16 protein-coding genes are annotated in these 20,130 nt (G+C 44.7%); 12 read left to right on the top strand and 4 right to left on the bottom strand.

The genetic code is table 11. The annotated features are described in order from the left end of the window. Nucleotides 1–1,479: an outer membrane protein transport protein gene (locus V3V99_14295; protein ID MEE9443830.1), complete on the bottom strand. Its 1,479-nt coding sequence runs from the start codon at nt 1,477–1,479 to the stop codon at nt 1–3. 384 nt (nt 1,480–1,863) lie between these two features. Here V3V99_14295 and V3V99_14290 point away from each other — a divergent pair, with 384 nt between their 5' ends. The 9 genes from V3V99_14290 (at nt 1,864) to V3V99_14250 (ending at nt 13,178) form a co-directional block, all read left to right on the top strand. After that, entirely contained in the window at nt 1,864–4,248 is a 2,385-nt protein-coding gene (locus tag V3V99_14290; protein ID MEE9443829.1) for an SLBB domain-containing protein, read from the top strand. Nucleotides 4,249–4,315: 67 nt separating this feature from the next. Next, the gene (pseB, locus tag V3V99_14285) at nt 4,316–5,431 is read left to right on the top strand and encodes a UDP-N-acetylglucosamine 4,6-dehydratase (inverting) (GenBank protein ID MEE9443828.1); all 1,116 of its coding nucleotides are present in this window, start codon (nt 4,316–4,318) and stop codon (nt 5,429–5,431) included. Nucleotides 5,432–5,443: 12 nt separating this feature from the next. Further along, entirely contained in the window at nt 5,444–6,682 is a 1,239-nt protein-coding gene (gene pseC, locus V3V99_14280; GenBank protein MEE9443827.1) for a UDP-4-amino-4,6-dideoxy-N-acetyl-beta-L-altrosamine transaminase, read from the top strand. Beyond that, complete coding sequence (locus tag V3V99_14275) at nt 6,683–7,486, top strand: glycosyltransferase family protein (GenBank protein MEE9443826.1); 804 nt, start codon at nt 6,683–6,685, stop codon at nt 7,484–7,486. A gap of 164 nt (nt 7,487–7,650) precedes the next feature. Then, complete coding sequence (pseG, locus tag V3V99_14270; protein ID MEE9443825.1) at nt 7,651–8,760, top strand: UDP-2,4-diacetamido-2,4,6-trideoxy-beta-L-altropyranose hydrolase; 1,110 nt, start codon at nt 7,651–7,653, stop codon at nt 8,758–8,760. Next, complete coding sequence (gene pseH, locus V3V99_14265; protein MEE9443824.1) at nt 8,744–9,304, top strand: UDP-4-amino-4,6-dideoxy-N-acetyl-beta-L-altrosamine N-acetyltransferase; 561 nt, start codon at nt 8,744–8,746, stop codon at nt 9,302–9,304. Before pseG ends, pseH begins: the two co-directional genes overlap by 17 nt. Before the next feature lie 2 nt (nt 9,305–9,306). Continuing rightward, nucleotides 9,307–10,359, top strand: coding sequence for a pseudaminic acid synthase (pseI, locus tag V3V99_14260; protein MEE9443823.1), 1,053 nt, complete (start codon nt 9,307–9,309; stop codon nt 10,357–10,359). Nucleotides 10,360–10,398: 39 nt separating this feature from the next. Next, nucleotides 10,399–11,652 carry a hypothetical protein gene (locus V3V99_14255; GenBank protein MEE9443822.1) on the top strand — a complete coding sequence of 418 codons (1,254 nt, stop codon included), beginning with the start codon at nt 10,399–10,401 and terminating at the stop codon, nt 11,650–11,652. Beyond that, nucleotides 11,649–13,178, top strand: coding sequence for an oligosaccharide flippase family protein (locus tag V3V99_14250; GenBank protein MEE9443821.1), 1,530 nt, complete (start codon nt 11,649–11,651; stop codon nt 13,176–13,178). Before V3V99_14255 ends, V3V99_14250 begins: the two co-directional genes overlap by 4 nt. 14 nt (nt 13,179–13,192) lie before the next feature. On the opposite strand, the gene V3V99_14245 is transcribed toward V3V99_14250, so the two are convergent. Genes V3V99_14245 through V3V99_14235 form a run of 3 tightly spaced genes read right to left on the bottom strand, consistent with a single transcriptional unit; the run spans nt 13,193 to nt 15,768 of the window. Further along, nucleotides 13,193–13,954, bottom strand: a complete 762-nt coding sequence (locus V3V99_14245) for an imidazole glycerol phosphate synthase cyclase subunit (protein MEE9443820.1) — start codon at nt 13,952–13,954, stop codon at nt 13,193–13,195. A gap of 9 nt (nt 13,955–13,963) precedes the next feature. Further along, a complete protein-coding gene (gene hisH, locus V3V99_14240) occupies nt 13,964–14,581 on the bottom strand; it encodes an imidazole glycerol phosphate synthase subunit HisH (GenBank protein ID MEE9443819.1) in 618 nt (205 codons plus the stop codon). Continuing rightward, nucleotides 14,581–15,768, bottom strand: coding sequence for an N-acetyl sugar amidotransferase (locus V3V99_14235; GenBank protein ID MEE9443818.1), 1,188 nt, complete (start codon nt 15,766–15,768; stop codon nt 14,581–14,583). Before V3V99_14235 ends, hisH begins: the two co-directional genes overlap by 1 nt. Nucleotides 15,769–16,011: 243 nt before the next feature. On the opposite strand from V3V99_14235, the gene V3V99_14230 reads away from it, so the two are divergent. From V3V99_14230 to V3V99_14220, 3 genes are all read left to right on the top strand, one after another. Then, a complete protein-coding gene (locus V3V99_14230) occupies nt 16,012–17,202 on the top strand; it encodes an NHL repeat-containing protein (protein ID MEE9443817.1) in 1,191 nt (396 codons plus the stop codon). A 172-nt stretch (nt 17,203–17,374) separates the two neighbouring features. After that, nucleotides 17,375–18,778 carry a hypothetical protein gene (locus V3V99_14225; protein MEE9443816.1) on the top strand — a complete coding sequence of 468 codons (1,404 nt, stop codon included), beginning with the start codon at nt 17,375–17,377 and terminating at the stop codon, nt 18,776–18,778. Next, entirely contained in the window at nt 18,768–20,066 is a 1,299-nt protein-coding gene (locus V3V99_14220; GenBank protein MEE9443815.1) for a DUF6418 domain-containing protein, read from the top strand. Before V3V99_14225 ends, V3V99_14220 begins: the two co-directional genes overlap by 11 nt. The last annotated feature ends 64 nt before the right edge of the window (nt 20,067–20,130 follow it).

Raw genomic sequence — 20,130 nt, 5'->3', positions numbered from 1 at the left:
TTAAAACCGTACCGTGAATTGAGCAATCGATTCAAATGCCGAACCAGAGTAGGTTCCCGGCAAATTATCAAAGATAGTGTCTTTTACACCATCGCTGTCTTCCACGTCAATATTACCGGTTTCGATTGATTCCGGATATTTGGTATATTTCGTTGAAAAATCGAGGCGGACATTCTCGAATACTAATCCTAATCCCAAAGTCGCGCTATGCTTGAGCCCCGAATCAAAAAACGCGGGGTGCAAGGTTCCCGGTTCGAATGGCGATTGATCGGCGGCGTAACCGGCCCGCAGGAATATTTTTTCGGTATAGGCGTATTGAAGTCCCAATGAACCGCTGATGGTATTTTTCCAATCAACCGGTAATGTCATATCTTCAACCATCCAGGCATTAATCTCATCATTATAGGAAATGCTGCTATCGCTAAACTGGTAATCAAAAGCGTAGCCCTCGAAACCTGACCAGAATGTTAATTCCATATCTCCGGCGACGAGGAGTTTATCGTTAACCTGATAGGCGATACCGCCCGCAAGTTGACCCGGGAGTTTCACCTCCGTTTCAAAAGTTCCTTCGGCCTCATAGACGGCGCCGTAAGATAGTATATAATTGGCCGAGTTCGGGAACAAGACATCGTCATCAAGCTGGTAATAGGGATTATCCGGCATATAGTAATAGAAATAGCTATCGCCGTCGATGGTCACCGAAGTCGGCAGAGCATAGGTTAATCCCACATTCAGCTTTTCCGTTGGTTTGAAAAGAAGTCCGGAACGCAGATTAAAACCTACACCATATCCATCGGAATGCTGCCATTGGGTAATTAAATCATTGGGGCGACTGGCAACGCGATCATAATATGGCGCGTTGGGGTCGGCCGGATTCTCCCGCAGGAAAAAGCCGCCGTAAATTAAATCACCCTTTAATAAACCGCCGGATAATCCAAAGCTCAATTTGTTTTCCATCAATTCAATCGCAATCACCGCATTGAACGCGACCGCATCAAAATTATGTTCGATCTGCTGGCCCGGCAACGAAGCGTCATTGTTTAATGGTCCGAACACCTCCCAGGAAAGGTTCTGATCGAAGGGCTGGAAGATCGCCAATCCTGCTACAATATCTCGTCCGGAAACCGGGAACTTAAAATATCCCCCCAGGGTTGGGTTGGTAAATATTTCATAGCGATTGTAAATCTCGCCCTGATAAAAACCAACCGGATAACCGCCGTAATTAATGTGGGGTTCATACTTGAGCTGATAATTGGAAAACACTTCATTAATTGTCAGCTCGTTTTCAGTCATGTAAAACAGACCGGCCGGATTGTAATAAGCCGCCGACCAGTCATCAGCAATAGCGCGAAAGGCTCCGCCCATTGCACTGGCTTTGGCGCCGACACCCAATACTCCCATGCCACCGGCAAAAACCGATGATGCCGAAAATAAGGCTATCCAAACGCAAAAGAAAAAAATGACCGTTGCTCTTCTCATCCTCTACTCCAACTCTATTGATGACAAAATATTATCCCATCTCACATACTTATCGCAACTCGACACAACTCTTCATTTGACAAGTCTGCCGGAGAAACGAATTGAAAAGGTACAATATCAGCCGATTTTTGTCAAGTCCATGTGATCTTTTTTTACAACATTACAACATCTTATGAGATTATGACGTACGTGACCCTCATTTTTCTCAATCAAGGGGAATATTTTTCCCGCGAATATGCCGTTTTTTTCCATCGCATACTATTTACAGGCCAAAATACTGTCTAAAAACATCACTTATGTCATTGGTGAATAAGCGGTTACTGAAAACTTCGCATTCCGGCATAACACCTGCATATCCAAACGCAAACCATGGAAGGTGACGTTATGAAGAGAAATCTGTTTATAGCTGCATTAGTTATTATACTGATATGCATAAACTGGCTCAAGCAGGGCTTCGCGCAGGATGATCTTACTCCTGAGCAAATTAAGGCATATCAGGAGTTAATGAAGAAAAATCCTCAGTCCGTTCAATCGCGCAATAAGACTTACAAATCACCAACGATATTTGAAGAAAGTGATGCAAAGTCTGATGAGGATATTCTGAAAGAAATTCAGAGAATTCAGGAAGAGGAGAAAAAGAAAGTTCAGGATGCTCGTAAGGATGAGGCCGCCGGGGGGGAAGATACGACAAGGATTATATCCGACAATCCGGATGAGCAATTAATCTTTCCGGATACAAACCAAATACGGTGTTTCGGCTACGATCTGTTTACCAATACCAGGGTAGGTGAAATATATAACGCCTCGATCCCGGATGATTATCTTTTAGGCCCGGGCGATAATATAATCATCAATCTCTGGGGACGGGTTCAGCAGGAATGGAATCTCACGGTTGATCGCCAGGGCAAAGTATTCATCCCCAAGGTTGGCGAAATCACCGCCTGGGGATTAACTCTGACCGAGTTCGAGGAGCAGCTTGATAACGGAATCGCGAAAGTTTATACCGGTTTCAAGCGCAAAGTCACGATAGGCAAAATTCGCACCATAAAAGTCTTTGTTTACGGCGAGGTAAATTCTCCCGGAGGTTATGCAGTCTCGGCCCTGTCGACACTCTTCAACGCTTTATATAAAGCCGGAGGACCAACCGCTAACGGGTCCCTCCGACAGATAAAGCTAATTCGTGATAAAAAACAAAAGAATATTGACCTCTATGATTTTCTGGTCAGGGGTGACAAGAGTTGTGACACACCTTTGTTATCCGGGGATGTTATCTTCGTACCGCTGGTCGGTCCCCAGGTTACAATTCGAGGCGAAGTCAAACGTCCGGCCATATATGAATTAGTTAATAATGAGCGCATCTCCGATTTATTAGCTCTCGCCGGAGGCCCGACCGCTCACGCCTTCATGGAAAGGTTGATGCTCGACCGAGTCTCCAAAGATGATTCCCGTAAAATCATGGATATAAATTTCACCGATGAAAATAAGGATGATTTATTGCTCGCCGCTGGCGACGATTTATCGGTATTTAGTATTTATAAAATGCGGCAAAATCTGATCTGGATTACCGGGATGGTTAAGCATCCGGGGACTTATGAGCGCACCGACTTTATGAGAATATCGGATTTGATCGAAAAATGCCAGCTCTGTCCGAACAATGTGTTTTTGGACAGAGCCGATTTGTATCGCCGCACTCAGAATGGACAGCGCGAGATTATCGCCGTTAATCTTCGAGCGGTTATGGAAGGCGATGCCGCCGCGAATATTCAACTGGCCGATCTTGATTCACTGGAAGTGTTTGATGTCACCGATATCGAGCGTAAGAAATTTGTCCATATTGAGGGGCTGGTACAAAATCAGGGGCGTTACCCGCTTTATAAAAACATGACGATTTCTGATTTAATTTTTCATGCCGGAAATCTTGATGCCAGCGCCTATATGCTTGAGGCGGAACTGGCTCGCATTGACAGTTTGGGCAACACGGAAATACTCAATATTCAGCTTCATAACGACTCCCATAAACAATTTCGGCTTCATGAAAACGATCACCTGTTCATTCGCAAAATTCCCGGCTACCAGTTACACCGGACGATATCGATTGAAGGTGAAGTGCAATTTCCCGGGGTTTATACCCTGACACACCGTAATGAGACTTTTTGGGAATTGCTTATACGGGCCGGAGGATTCACCGACAAGGCTTTTCCGATTGGGACGATATGCAAACGCCCGGCAATTATGGAAGACCTGCGCCGCAAAGATATTGAAGGCATTATTAACAATTCACAACCCCTGGTCGTCGATTCATCCGGTGAAATCCGCCAACAGAAGATTATGGCCCTAAGACCAAACAGCATGGACCGCATCATTCTCGACATGGATTTATTGCTCGAAACAAATGGCTCTCAGGGTGACTTTAAATTGCAGGCCGGTGACTACATCCATATCCCCGAAATACCAACCGGGATACCGGTTTTGGGAGAAGTCTGCGCCAACGGTACGATCAAGTATCAGGGCGGGATGCGGGTTAAGGAATACCTCAAAAAGGCGGGTGGATTCACCAAGCGAGCCGACAAGGGGGAAACTCGTTTGATTAAGGCCAACGGCCACGTATACGCTTCCGGCGGCGTCCTCAAGAAAAAAGTCGATTTGGGTGATGTTATCGTGGTTCCGGCGGAAATCAAAAAGGAAAAGGACTGGTTCAAATTCATCTCAACCAGTCTATCGATTTTAACCGGTGTCGCGACGTCGATTTTGATCATTGATCGCCTGTAATTGAATGAGAAAATGAGAATATGAAAGCTATGAGAAAAACTCATAAAATAGTGAGGGTGGGAAAAAGATGCTAAGCTCAAAATCAATTTTGGTCACCGGGGGTACCGGGTCCTTCGGCAAAAAATTCATTAAAACCATTTTGAATCAATATCCATCGGTCAGGCGAATCGTTGTGTATTCGCGCGACGAACTAAAACAGTTTGAAATGGAGCAACAATTTCCTCAGTCAAGATATCCGCAAATCCGATTTTTCATCGGCGATGTCCGTGATCGGGAACGCCTTCGCCGAGCGATGGAAGATATTGATATTGTTATTCATGCCGCGGCCTTAAAACAGGTGCCGGCGGCGGAATATAATCCTTTTGAAGCGGTTAAGACCAATATTTTCGGGGCTCAGAATGTCATCGAAAACGCGATTGACCAGGGCATCAAAAAAGTTGTAGCCCTCTCTACGGACAAGGCCGCCGCTCCGATAAATCTTTACGGCGCGACCAAGCTTTGTTCTGACAAACTGTTCGTTTCGGCCAATAATTTTCGAGGGAATCATGATATCTCTTTTTCCGTTGTCCGCTACGGGAATGTCATGGGCAGCCGCGGAAGCGTCATACCGTTTTTCCTGAAAAAGCGAAAAGAAGGCGTTATCCCTATAACCGATCCTCGTATGACAAGATTTAATATTACTCTGGAAGAAGGAGTCAATCTCGTCCTGCACGCGCTGACGCATATGTGGGGCGGCGAAATATTCGTTCCGAAAATCCCCAGTTACAAGATAATGGATTTGGCCGAAGCTTTGGCGCCCGAATGCGAGAAAAAAATCATCGGGATTCGTCCCGGAGAAAAACTGCATGAGGAAATGATTACCCAGACCGATGCTATCAATTCCCTCGAATTCTCAGATTACTTTGTTATTCTCCCGTCAATGCGGCTTTGGGATGTCGATAAATTCGCCAATGCCTTCGACGGGAAAAAATGCCCAATTGATTTCAGTTATTCGAGTGGCAACAATACCGAATGGTTGTCGATAGAGCAAATCCGGAATTTAACGCGACAGTATGTCGATAAGAATTTCTCGGTTCCGGACGAGGAGAAACAATCAAGCTCAAGCCGCGTTGTTTTGATGCGAGACGCGGAAGAATCTCTTCACACAAGAACCAAAATATCCGAGTTAGTGGAAAGTCATTAAAGGGTCAGTGATATGGATAAGCTAAAGTTTCTGCCTTATGGTCGTCAGCATGTTACCGAAGCCGATATTGCCGCCGTATGCGAAGTTCTTAAATCGGACTGGCTGACTCAGGGGCCGGCGATTGTTGATTTCGAGCACGCCCTGGCTGACAGACTGGGAGTTCAGGAAACGGTCGCCTGCTCCAGCGGTACTGCCGCCTTGCATCTGTCAATGCTGGCCCTGGGGATAGGTCCCGGTGACGCCGTGATTACGACCCCCAACACTTTTGCCGCCTCAGCCAACTGCGCCCGATTTGTCGGAACCGATGTATATTTCGCCGATATTGATCCCGAGAATGGTTTGATTGAACCAGATAGTATCGCCCGCATATTAAAAAAGGATACCGCGAAGAAAATTAAGGCGATTATTCCGGTACATTTTGCCGGCCAGCCGGCCGATTTACCGGCTATAAATGACCTGGCCAAAAAGCATGGCGCCTGGGTCGTCGATGACGCTTGTCATGCCATCGGGGCAACTTATAACTATGAAGGACAAACATACCGAATCGGAAATAATCCTCATAGTGATATGACCGTATTCTCGTTTCACCCGGTTAAACATGTCGCTATGGGTGAAGGCGGCGCGATTACAACCAATTTACCCGAAACAGCCGATCGGCTCAGGCTTTTTCGGAGTCACGGAATCTCACGCGAATCAAAAATTAATGAAGATATGGCTCTCAACTCGGAAGGAATGCCCAATCCCTGGTATTATGAAATGGTCGAATTGGGATTCAATTACCGGCTGACCGATATCCAGGCCACGCTCGGTATTCAACAGTTGAAGCGGTTGGAATGGTCATTGGAAAAACGCCGTGAGCTGGCCGGTATTTATTGCCGCCTGATACAAGAAGAATTTACTAACGGCGAAGTTCGGCCTTTGATAAATAAGACCGAGGTAGAAAATGCCTATCACCTGTTTGTCATTCAGATTGATTTTGAAAAACTGGGTGTATCCCGGGCGGCCGTAATGAATCAGCTTCGAGCTAAAGGCATCGGGACTCAGGTGCATTATATTCCGGTTCATCTCCAACCTTATTATCAGCGAAACTGCGGCACCAAGCCGGGCGATTGCCCCAACGCCGAAGCGTATTACGAAAAAGCCTTGAGCCTGCCGATGTATCCGAATTTAGCCGACGATGATATCAAACGCGTCGTCGATGAATTGGTCGCGGTATTAATGAAAAGTCATGAAAAAAAATATACGGTATAGATGATGGAAGAAAAATCATCATATGGCGTTCTGGCGATTTTACAGGCGCGCATGTCCTCATCCCGATTGCCGGGGAAAGTATTGCGGCCGATAATGGGCCGTCCCGTGCTGGAGTATCATATCGAGCGATTGGCGCGGTCACTTAAAATTGATAAACTTATTGTCGCCGCCAGCGACCAGCAGGACGATACTCCCATCTGCGAACTATGCGATAATCTCGGAGTGGAATACTATTGCGGCAGCCTGGTTGACGTTCTTGATCGTTTCTACCGGGCCAGCCTTGAGTTTCCGTCGGATATAATAGTCCGTTTAACAGGCGACTGTCCTCTGGCCGATTCCAACGTGATTGACCAGGGGATTGAATACTTCGCATATAGTGATTTCGATTATCTCAGCAATACCGTCGAGAGGACTTTTCCGATAGGTCTCGATTTTGAGATATTTCACTCACACCATCTTAAAAAAGCCTGGGAAAATGCGGTCCTGCCATCCGAGCGAGAACATGTCACCCCGTATTTCCGCAATCATCCTGAATTATTTTCAATCGGACAATTTACAAATGACATTGACTTATCGCATCATCGCTGGACGGTTGATGAACCTCAGGACTTTGAATTTGTTCTGAGGGTATTCGAATCATTATATCCGGACAATCCGACTTTCAAGACCGGGGATGTATTGAGATTACTGGAGCAAAATCCACATCTTATGAGCATAAATTATGACATTATCCATGGGGCCGGGTATGAAAAATCAATCCGGGAGGATAAAAAATATCTGGAAAAACAACTAATTAAATCTTAAGGGGGCTTTGAAAAATAAATAATTTCTCTTCTTGACACGTTACTATGGTTAGGCCGGGCAAAATCCCGGCCTTTTTTTATGCCTGTCTTATTAAAGAGATAAATAGATTTTAGTGGACAACCTGTGAGCACCTCAATAATCTGCATATTGGAGGATTATTCGCAGTGAATGTTTTTATTCGGACTGACGCGTCAAATCAAATCGGCAGCGGGCATGTCATGCGTTGCCTGACACTGGCTGATTTTCTTCATTCTCGAAGTAACTCAGTTAGTTTTATTTGTCGGGATCATCCGGATAATATGATTGAATATATTGAACGGAAAAAATATGCGGTGGAAGTTCTTTCCGCACCTGAATATGAAAAGGATTTGGTAAAATTAGGCGGTTATGAAAAATGGCTGACGGTATCGACTGAGTTTGACTCGGAGCAGACTTCACAAATTCTCTCAAAGTATTCCCGGATTGACTGGCTGGTCGTCGATCATTACGCGCTGGATGAAAGCTGGCATAAGGCCGTCAGGCAATATAGTAAAAAAATAATGGTCATCGACGACCTGGCCAATAGAAAATATGATTGCGATTTAATCCTGGATCAAAACCTCAATGGAAATATGAACGGCAGGTATGGGGAATTGGTATCCGAAAAATGTATCAGATTAATCGGACCCGAGTTCGCGCTCTTGCGGCCGGAATTTAGCGACGTAAAAAGATTATTAAAAGAACATGATGGCTCCATAAAAAATATACTAATCTTTCTTGGCGGCGTGGATAACGATAATCTGACAGCCAGAGCTATCGAAGCGGTCACACAATGCGATTCGAAGGATTTGCATGTTGATGTCATCGTCGGAATGAACAACTCGTATTATGAAGAAATAAGGGAAATCTGTAATAATCTGAAATCATGCGAGATTTATCGGAATGTTAATAACATGGCAGAACTGATGGCGCGAGCCGACCTGGCAATCGGCGCGGCCGGGACAACGTCGTGGGAACGCACCTGGCTGGGTATGCCGTCAATAGTCGTAGTGCTGGCCGAAAATCAAAAAAGTGGGGCCGAGGCTTTGCACCGGGCGGGAGCGGCCTGGAATCTCGGTTTTCATACCGATGTCACGTCGGCGAAAATCAGAAGCGCCATTGAATTTGCCGTCGCAAATCCCAATGAGACAATAGCCATGAGCAAACGAGCCTTAAACCTGCTCGGTGATGATCCTCGTCCGGGAGTCGAAAAAGTCTATGACGCCATGAAGGAAGTGCATGATGCACTGGCATGATAAATATCTATTTAGGCCTATCGAACGCAGGGATTTGGAACTCGTCTTGAAATGGCGTAATAGTGATCGCATCCGTGAAAATATGTATACTTCGCATGTCATCTCCTTTGACGAACATCTGAAATGGTTCGAAAAAATTAGTACTGAGAATAAAACATTGCATTTCATTTTTGAAGTGGATAACATTCCTCTGGGGGTTGTCAATATAACCAATATTGATAATGATAATAAAAAATGCGTCTGGGGTTTTTATATAGGCGCGGAAAATGCTCCTCAGGGATGCGGATCGGCAATGGGATTTTTTGCCCTGGAGCATCTCTTTGAAAAACTCGGATTCCACCGCGTCGTTGGCGAGGCGTTCGCCTTTAATGCCGATAGCGTCAAATATCATAAACGACTGGGATTTATCGAGGAAGGCGTGTTTTATGATTACGTTATAAAAGATGAGAAATATGAGGATATCGTAACGCTGGCCATACTTGAAGACAGGTGGCGCGAAATAAAACCGTCATTGATTAAAAAATTCTTTGAAAGGGATGGTTAAATATGCGGGATATAAAAATCGCTGATAAGTTAATAGGCCCGGATCATCCGCCTTTTGTAATCGCCGAAATGTCAGGTAATCATAACCAGTCATTGGAACGGGCCCTGAAGATTGTCGATGCCGCGGCGCAAAGCGGGGCGAACGCATTAAAAATCCAAACTTATACGGCCGATACGATGACGATTGATCTTGACGAAGGAGAATTTCGCATTGAGGATAAAAACAGTCTCTGGGCCGGTAAATCATTGCATAAACTCTATAACGAAGCCTACACTCCATGGGAGTGGCACGCGAAGATTTTTGACCGCGTTCGAGAGCATGGCATGATTCCTTTCAGCACTCCATTTGACGACAGCGCCGTAGATTTTCTGGAGGAGTTGGATGTCTCCTGCTATAAAGTAGCTTCATTTGAAAACACCGATTTACCGCTAATCAAGCGTATCGCCGCGACAGGAAAACCGATGATTATATCGACCGGCATGGCTCAAATTTCCGAACTCGATGAAACCATACGCACTGCGCGATTAAATGGGTGCGATGATATAATTTTATTGAAATGTACCAGTTCATATCCAGCAACGCCCCAAAATACAAATTTGCGAACCATCCCTCACATGCGGGATCTCTTCGATGTACAGGTGGGGCTGTCCGATCACACCCTGGGAATAGGTGTTCCCCTGGCGGCGATTGCCCTGGGTGCAGCAGTGGTGGAAAAACATTTTACTCTTGCCCGTGCCGATGGTGGCGTCGATTCGGCTTTTTCTCTGGAACCGGAGGAATTCAAGGCGCTGGTATCTGAAAGTGAGCGAGCCTGGCAGGCTCTGGGGCATATCCGTTACGGACCGACCGAAAAGGAAAAGAAATCGCTCCAATTCAGAAGATCCATATACGTCGTGGAAGATATGAAGGCGGGTGAGAAGTTTAATCCTCGAAACCTACGAGCCATCAGACCCGGCATGGGACTTCCCCCCAAACATATTGAACGTTTAATGGGAAAACATGTAAATCGCGATGTTAAAAAGGGCACGCCAGTTGATTGGGATCTGGTAGGGTAAGGACTAAACCAAAACATCAGGGACGATGTTTATGACAGCATGGAGCGATCGAACAATTTGATTCGCAACATCAAAAAAATCATCTACCGATATCTGGTCGGGAAATATATTTACGGACTAAATCCGGAATATGATCCGACCAAAAAGACAATTCTGGCATTAAATCATTTTTATGATCAGGATCTTCGTGCGCTGGCTCGAGCGAATAAAAAATATAATTTTATTATCGTTGACGCACCCCGCCTGGTGCGGGGCGGTAAACTATTTTTTTCGAACGATGTTATTCAAATAGATGCTCCCTATACAGATGAAAGTGAAGCTAATCGTCGGGCATGGAAGATGGAATGTCAGCATATCTATAAATTCCTGGGTCGATACAAAATCGACATAATAATTACTCCTTCCGATATTTTCTGGTGGATACGGGAATTTATTGCAGTCGGGCATGATAATGATATCAAAACATTCGTGGTAGATAAAGAAGGATTGATTTCTCCTTTTGATTTTAATGCCGAGGCAAAGCGGATACGCGAGCGAGTGCCTTTTATTTCCGATCATATTTTTGTCTGGAGTGATCGGCAAAAACAATACTGGCAAAAAATCGGGGCTTCCGAAAACAAAATCACAGTTCTGGGTCAACCCCGTTCAGATTTATTTCATTGCGAACAAAATAAAGCGATCGATAGATATTTCAATTGCTCCCAACCATTGGTAACTTTGTTTTCATACGAAGACACAGCCTATGTTCCTCCGTATCTGGCTCGGCAAGGAATTAGTTGGAAAGCAATGAAAACCGAAACTCATGATTATGTTTTTGATTTGGCCAAAAACAATCCGGAATATAATTTTGTAATCAAAACGCATCCTCAACAATCTGATCTGACTTTATTGCGTGAAAAATATCAGCGGGACAATCTGGCCGTAATTGGCGGCGCGGCGGTCGCCAACGAGCTTATTCAACGCTCGGAATTAATCATCGCCTTTCAAACAACGGGCGTCATCGAAGCAATGTTTATGAATAAAAAAGTGATTTATCCTTGCTGGGACGATAATTATCAAGATTTAATAAATGATGTGCTTCCTTTTCACGATGCGCCCGGAATCGCTGTGACAAAATCTTTTGAAGATTTTAAGCAGATATGCCGACGATTCTTTAATCAAGACGAAACAGATTTCAACTTTTCGGAAGAGGAGATAAAACAACGCGACGAATTCATTAATAAATATCTATACAAACCTGATGGAAATGTTAGCTTGCGGTTTTTTGGGGCTATCGACACGATGATCCAATGAAAAGATTATTTAAAAATACCGTTTTTACGTCAATTGATTATTTTGTCCTGATTGTCCTCAATTTATTGGCGACACCCATACTGATTAAGCATTTCGGCGTTGACGGATACGGCGCTTTTGTGTTCCTCAGCATATTCAGTATTTACGGAGCTCTTTCATTTTTTGATTTTGGAATGGAAGGGGCGCTGATGAATTATGTGGCCCGTTTTGAGGCTGACAAAGATAAGGGCAAATTGCAGAATACATTGTCGGCATCGGTATTATACTACACTTTTTTGGGTTTAGCTCTGGGTGTAGGGATTCATCTGGCAGGCGACATAATTGCCGGGAGATTAATTGAAGAAAACGGCACGATAAGCCTGGACAGTGTTCGCAGAGCGATTTCGTTTATTTCGATAAACATTTTTCTGCAATTTCTGTCGGTTCCTTTCATGGCCATTTTACAGGGTTTACGGCGCTTTGTGATTACCAAATCATTAAGCTCGATTATTACCACCGCCCGCTATCTACTGATAATATTTATCGCCATCAAGTATCATCGCATCGACTACGCGTTCGCGATAATTTCCGGCCTGACTTTTATAATGCTGGTCGTCCTGCTATATATTTTCACCTTCAATCTGGCGTATTTTAAAAAGATGCGTGTTCGTTTTGACTGGAAACTACTCAAGACTCTGTTTAATTATAGCTCAATTCTGTTTATCAACCGCATCATCGGCCTGATATGCAATCAGGCTCCCAAATTTTTAATCTGGTTATATTTGACTGTTTCCAGCTTGACTATATTTGATGTTGTTTCACGACCAGCCAACCTTTTGAGGTTGGTTATGAGCATTCTTAATTCAGCGATTGTCCCGGAAGTGGCCCGCCTGCACCAGCTCAAAGACCTGAAATCAATCAGCGGTTTGTTCATTAATCTGACTCGTTATGCGTATCTGATAATTCTTCCGATAGTCGCCGTCATGGGCGTGTACATAAATGACCTGTTGCGCCTCTGGGTCGGGGAAGAATTCGTGCCCTATTCGTTCATGGCTATTATATTGCTGGCAGTCTATATAGTTTTGCCGATTCCTTCGGTAGCCTCGACAATGGTCGTTGGTCTGGAAAAAGTCAAGCAGACAATCTGGATCGGGATTGTATCGACAATAATAAATGTAGGATTAAGTCTTAGTCTTCTTCAATTTATCGGCTTGCCCGGCCTCATGATCGGGGCTTTTTGTGGAGAAGCCTTTGGGCTAATTCCGTATCTTCTGGCGATGAAAAAATTTCTAAAGTTCAATCTTGGCGACGCCATCAAACCCCTCTTTCCGATAGCCTTTGCCAGCGTATTCTTCATGTTGATGCATTTCGCGCTGAGATACGTATTCAAAGGACAGACAATTCCAATAATCTCATGCGTGGCGGTTACACTGTTCGCCAACTATCTGGTAAATTACAAATACCTCCTCAGCGGAGAAGAAAGGAATTTTCTCCGGGGTAGATTGGCCGCCCTGAAAAATAGAATGAATAAACCAAACGGCGCTTAAATTTTATGGCTATTTTAGATACGAACGTTAAAGCCGTGGTCTTTGAGATATTTTTTGGCTTCGAGGGGGGTGTGCTGCGTGTAATGATAGATAGCACCGGCAGCAACAGCTGATGCTTTGCCTTCGCCCAATACCTGGGCCATATGTTCATATTCTCCGGCCCCCCCGGAAGCGATGACAGGTATTGAAACAGCATCTGTGACTTTTCGGGTTATTTCCACGTCATATCCGATCATAGTCCCGTCGCGTTCAACCGATGTTAGAAGGATTTCTCCGGCTTCGTATTCCTCGACCGTTTTTGCCCACTCGACTGGGTCGAGGCCGGTCGGCTTTGTTCCCGATTCGGTGAACACTTCATATTTGCCGTTATCGTGACATCTGAAATCTATTGAGGCGACCATGCATTGTGAACCGAATTTGCGGGCCACCTGCCGGATTAATTCCGGATTTTCGACTATCTCGGAATTTATCGCAATCTTATCCGCTCCGACTATCAGAAGCTGGCGAACATGCTCCACAGATTTTATTCCGCCTCCCACGGTTAATGGCATAAAGCATTCATCGGCGATCTCATCAATGATCTCATAATCGGGTTCGCGCCCCTGATCGGTTGCCGTAACATCGACGAATACAAGCTCATCGACTTCGCGCATATTATATACCTTAACCGCCTGCATCACGCCGCCGAAACGCCGCCAGGAATCAAACCCCTTGCCTTTGACCAAACCGAGGTCCTTATACAGCAAAGTTGGCATGACTCGAATTTTAACCGACATTTGACCTCGCTACAGTGATAGAAAATTGCGGAGAACCTGAAAACCGACCTTTTGGCTTTTTTCGGGATGAAATTGAACTCCAAAAATATTATCATATCCGACGGCCGACACAAATCCGGCCGCATACGGCGTGGTAGCCAATATCTGATTTTCATTATCGCACACCAGGTGATAACTATGAACAAAATAAAAATCTTTGCCCGGTTCGATATTTTCAAATAAAACTGGTTGCCCTTCCGGATAGACTTCATTCCAGGCAATATGAGGAATGCGAGTATCCTCGCCGTATGGCTCCAGCTTGACGACTTCACCGTCAATCCAGCCCAATCCTTCGGTTGAACCACCCTCGTGACTTTTGCGGGCCATGAGTTGCATCCCCAGGCAAATGCCGAGAAACGGAACACTGTTGTCGATAACTTCTTTATTGAGAACCTTGTCAAAGCCTCGTTCAACCAGGTTTTTCATACCGTCGGGAAAGGCTCCCACGCCGGGCAGGATGATATGGGAAGCCGTTTTCAAATCATCGGGATTTTCGGTGACAAGCGGGCGGCCGCCGCATTCTTCAACGGCCCGCCCAATCGAATCAAGATTACACATTCCATAATCAACTATGGCAACTTCACTCATTACTCTTCCATGTTGTCATAGTTAATCTTGGTCAGATTGCCGTTGCGGTCTTTGATGAGATTGCCGCGGGCATCGCATTTGAAAAGACGTTTATTGGTAAAACGATCACAAATCGATACGAATTCATCGATCGAAACATCTATATCTTTCAGAATTTCTTCGATGGAAACTCCCAGATATGTCCAGGGGAATTTGCCGTCGCGCATTTTGACCAGCTCAAGAGCATCCTCGCGTGTCAACCGGCCCCGCCTTAGATGGAGGCAGCAAAAATCGGTCGTGCGCCCGAAACCATACTTAATAAATTTGAAATAATCATGAATGCCCGTTTGCAGATTATCCAGGTTTTCATAGTTGACCAATGAGCCTTCAATCGCGGTCGGATACGTCTGCATGCCATGGCCCTGTGCGAAGAGAGCGTTGGCATAACCGTCCCATGGAAAATAATATCCGAGGAACAATCCGGTGACTCCAACCTTTTTCAATTCTTTATCTGTCGGATAAGTATAACTGACAAGGTGACTGGTTTTGATGTCCTCCTGTCCGATTAAATCGGTCACCCGCAAACCGAGAAGACCGCCAAATTCTTCCAGCCATCTCCGGTCGAGAATATTGCTTTCGGCATTGGCCGCCGGGCCGCCATACTCATTCTGCGAATTTTCACCCCAGACCAGGAGGGGGATGTTCATTTGTACCGCCAAGCGAACCGGAATCGTGAAAATCGTCAAATGCTCCGGCCATGAAATATCGCCTATTTGGCGTAAACCAATACGATTAATTTTGCGCCGGACCAGAGGATTGGTGGTAAATTCAATATAATCTACCCCGCGCATTTTTAAATTTTCAATGTTTTTCCTTCCAATTTCCGACAGTTTACATGTCGTTGACGTCACGCACAACGGATTCATGCCCATTTCCAGAAGTTTGACTGCCTGAAAAGTGCTGTCCTTTCCTCCGCTTACCGGGACAATACAATCATAATTGGTGTTGTTTTTGTTGCGATACTTTTCGAGAATCTCCCGAAGTTCAGTCTTGCGGGCATCCCAGTCCACGGCCGCGCGGTTTTCGTAACTGCGGCAAGCGTTACAGACCCCCTCTTCATCAATATACAAATCCGGTTTGGTTTCCGGCATAACGCAGCGATTACAATATCGGATGTGCTTATTTTTTCGAGCATCATCCCCGGTCATGCGTCCTTTGCGAATGGTAACTTGAGTCTTGATAGTCACCCCTCCTTGTGTTTCTTCACTCATAGAATGTTCATCCTTGTACGATGAGAATTAAACCCCCATGGTTAATCCTGTCAACCATATTTATCGGCACCTTTTCTATTTGAGTATAGTCACAATGATATCTAATGAAAAATAGTTGACATTAACCGGGCCACTGACTTTCATATATATACTGGCAACCTTAATTACATGGGTTTGCATGTGCCTATCAAAAGATTACAAGGCAGATTCTGGCTATTTTTCACGGGTGCGACGATTTTATTTATTCTTTCATGCGGCAATGAAGATGACAATATGACTAATTCGCCTCTCGAATCTCAATGGGATATTTCGGAATCTCCGTATAATGGGGGAAAATTATTAGTTCTTGACGGTTTTATCGGACCCTATGGCATAACTGTCGCGTCTGACGGAAATATTTACGTCTCTGACCTCAAAGAAGGTCGGGTTGTCCGGTTTAACCGGAATTTTCGATATACCGGATGGCTGGGGATGAACGACAGCAATTCGAATTCGGCATCAGGTTGGCATATCTCCGGAACACCGGTCCGGGGAACCGAAACGGGCATGTTCAATATGGCTCATTCGGTTGATTTTGACGCCCGGGGTAATATCTTTATTGCCGATTATCTCAACGGCCGAATTCATAAATATTCTCCACAGGGGCAATTTCTGGGATTGTTTTTTGATCCGCCGTCGCGACCGGAACTGGCATTTGACGGTTGCGCCAACGGTAACTTTGATCGTGATTTTAATCTCTGGGTCAGTGATTTCAACGCTCATCGAGTTTTCAAATTTGGCCCTGACGGGAGTCTAATTGGTTGGATGGGCGAATATGAATCGGGCGGCCTGACATCGGGATTTGCCGATACCGGCCAGGCCAAAATTTCTTATATCAACGGCGGGCTTTATAAACCGCACATGGTTCAATGCGATGAGCAGGGCAACATTTATATCGTTGAAACGGGAAACCATCGTGTCCAGAAATTCGATTCGTCCGGTCGGTTCTTGGGATGGATAGGCGCCCGTTCCGGCGGTGGATTGACGGACGGCTGGGAAACCACGGGCGAATCGGTCGCGTCAGATTTGCCGGGTGGTTTCAGCGCTCCGGTATCTTTGCAACTTGTTAATGATGAACTGATGATAATAACCGACAATACCAATCATCGCATTCAGAAATTCGATATTGATGGGCATTTTATCGGATGGCTCGGAGGTAAACCGGATAGTACCGTTACTACCGGTTGGGAGACTTCCGGCCAATCAGGTCCCGGCGGCGACGCTCCGGGAATGTTTCTCGCGCCGTACGATGCTCGTTTGCACGGGGATACTCTATATGTGGCCGACGGCCATAACGGACGCATTCAGGTATTTATTCTGGATAATCCTTAAGCTCGAATATAAAGATAAAGCCACAGACTTTTTTATGTCTATTTTTAATTAGATGCCCTCCGTAATAAATCTTGACACAGCCTATATAAAGGTAATAATTGTCTGATATATACCGGGCGTTTATTAACCGGAAAAACCGGGTTCTTGAGAAATTCAGCATGGATGCGACGCAATGAGTAAAAGAATAGTCTTTATCTCCATTTTTGATCTGACCCGTCTTTTCTTCGAGATTTCCAAAGGACTTATTGAGCATGGCCATGAAGTCTTCTGGATTACTACAAACGAAATCTGGACTCGATGGCTGATCGATCAAGGCGTCGCGCCCGAAGATATCAAGCAATTGGTTTATGATAAATCCGATTTCATCAACGATTCAGATCGGCGACAGCTAATTGAACAAATTGTCAAAAGTGAATCCAATGCATCTCTGACCATAAATCAAAGTATGCTCATGGATCAATTCATCGAGCAAAAACAAAAGCCTGATATCAGCGAATATATGCTCTTGTATTACCGCGATATTAAGCAATTTCTAAACGATAAAAGCGCAACCCATATAATTGCCGAACCGACCAACAGCAATGAAATGATCGCTTATATGGTCTGCCGTGAACTGGGTATTAAATTTATTTCACCCCGGCATATCCGCTATCCGTCTGATCGCCTGCTCTTATTCGATTCATATCATCAGGAAAAACCACTAATTAGGAATAATAATGGCGATGGTATCGATGGCAGGAAATTAATTGAGGATTTTGCCACCCGCAAACCGGCGCCTTATTATTTTGCCAAGCACAACAAGACCAAAACGCTTGATCCCCGGAAAATAGTCTGGTCAATCGGCAATCGTATCAAAAGATATCAAACTGACAGTGGCCGAGGCTTGACTCATCACAACCTCTCCGGGCGAATCAAATTATCAATGCGGCGAACGATCAATGGACAATATATGCGCTGGATTTGGCACTATGATGATCTGAGTAAAATTGAGAGTAAAATTGCCTTTTACGGCCTCCACGTTCAACCGGAATCATCAATCGATGTTTTGGGCTCATACTTTAGCGATCAATTAAAACTTATCAAAGATATTCGCCGTGCGCTGCCATTTGATGTTACGCTGGTTGTCAAGGAGCATCCCAATTTCCTGGGGATCAAGAGCATCGACTTTTTTCGCAAACTGAAACGCATCCCCAATGTCGTTCTTGTTCGCCATGACATATCGACATTTGAAATCTATAAACGGGCTTCTATAATCTTTACCGTTTCCGGTACTACCGGTTACGAAGGCGGAATGCTGGGGATCCCGGTAGTCATGTTTTGCCCCATATACTTCGACGGCCTTTCGTCGGTTCACACCTGCACCGATTTGACGCTGTTGCAGGAATTGGTCGATAAACTGCTGAACTCATTCGAGCGCGACTATGAGGCCGATTGCGAGTATATGAAAGAGATGGTGGGAAATTCATATCCCGGCTTCTGGACCGATCCGAATTTATACCCTGAAGTCTTAGACCCGGACAATATCCGCAAATTACGAGAGGCTTTTCTTGAAGTGGTGAACCGCAATGCCGATTAACGCTGCGGCCGTCATATTGTATATCGCTTCCTGCATTTACATCATCAGAAAAGATAAAAGGATTTTTGTCTTTTTCGCGTTTCTGGCCTTCTCTCAAATCTGGGCGTTGGTTTCATGCTTTTATAATGATTTGGGAATATACAATATAGAGCTGTTCCGCTTTACGGAACCCACCTATGCCACGTTTAGATTGGCGATGCTCTATGTCGTATTCAATCTCGGATTTTTGGCTGCCATGCGAACTTTTCAAAATTCTTTTCCGGCCCGGGTTGATTATCGGATTACCCGCGAAACGTTACAACTGGGCGGCATAAAAATTGCCGTTTACGGTTGCGTTGGCCTTGTTATTGTCTATATCGCACATAATTTCATGACCGGCGGCATTCCCGTTTTTTCCGGGTTTGGTAGATTAGGGTATTTTGAGGAAACCGGCCGCCTGGAGAAAATCTTATTACTCTATGGCTTTCTGTTCGCGTTTATCCTCGGTTATTTTCGTCCAACAGGCAAAAAATATTCATTGAACAGTATCATACTGATAATCTATTTAGCCTTTTTGATTTTGACGGGAAACAAATTTTCATCCTTGATTTCAATGGTGACCTATTATTACGCGCCAATATTTGCAAAACATTATAATCAAAAACCGGACGTGAAACTTCTAAACACCAGAAATGTCCTCATTGCCCTTCTTATAATTATCCTGACAGTGGCCTTTGCGTTTACAACCTACAAATATGCAACTGATGATAATGATAGCGAATTCGCATCATTGTACTTAAAGAACCGAGTACTGGCATTTCAGGGCGAAATGTGGTGGGCGGCCGACTATGAGTATCATAATGGTAATTTATACGATAACAAGCACTGGCAAATCGAGCTCAAAGCAATTCTTTCACGGCGAGACGTATCGACCACAGATGTCGGTATGAAGTATTTGATGATAAGAATCCTGGGGCCGGAAAAAGCGTACCCTATCATAGAAAGAGGCTATCTATATACGATGACTTATCCGGCCATTTTGATTGCCATGTTTCCCTATTGGATTGTAATTTTCATTCAATTTTTTGCAGGTTTTATCTTTTTTATTGTCCTCTATTATTTGTATTACTCGATAATATATACTCACCTATTTCGCTCCATTATAACTCTGACTATTCTTCTGCCGCTGACGGTGGTTCTGGTGACCGGGAATCTAACGGTTTTCTTCACTTTGGGAATACTTATTAAAGCTCTTATTTTGGCAATCTTAGAATTGGGGGGAGCGAAAACTCAAAGCAGGCCCGTCTAATATAATATCGCTCGAAGAAACTTATGGGGCGTTTTTGTTGGAGTTCGATATGACAAGCGCAAAA

It is taken from the genome of Candidatus Zixiibacteriota bacterium (genome assembly GCA_036480375.1).
Classification (GTDB): Bacteria; Zixibacteria; MSB-5A5; order GN15; family JAAZOE01; genus JAZGGI01.
Note: the sequence above shows the minus strand (reverse complement) of the source record. Positions and strands in the feature narration are given on the sequence as shown.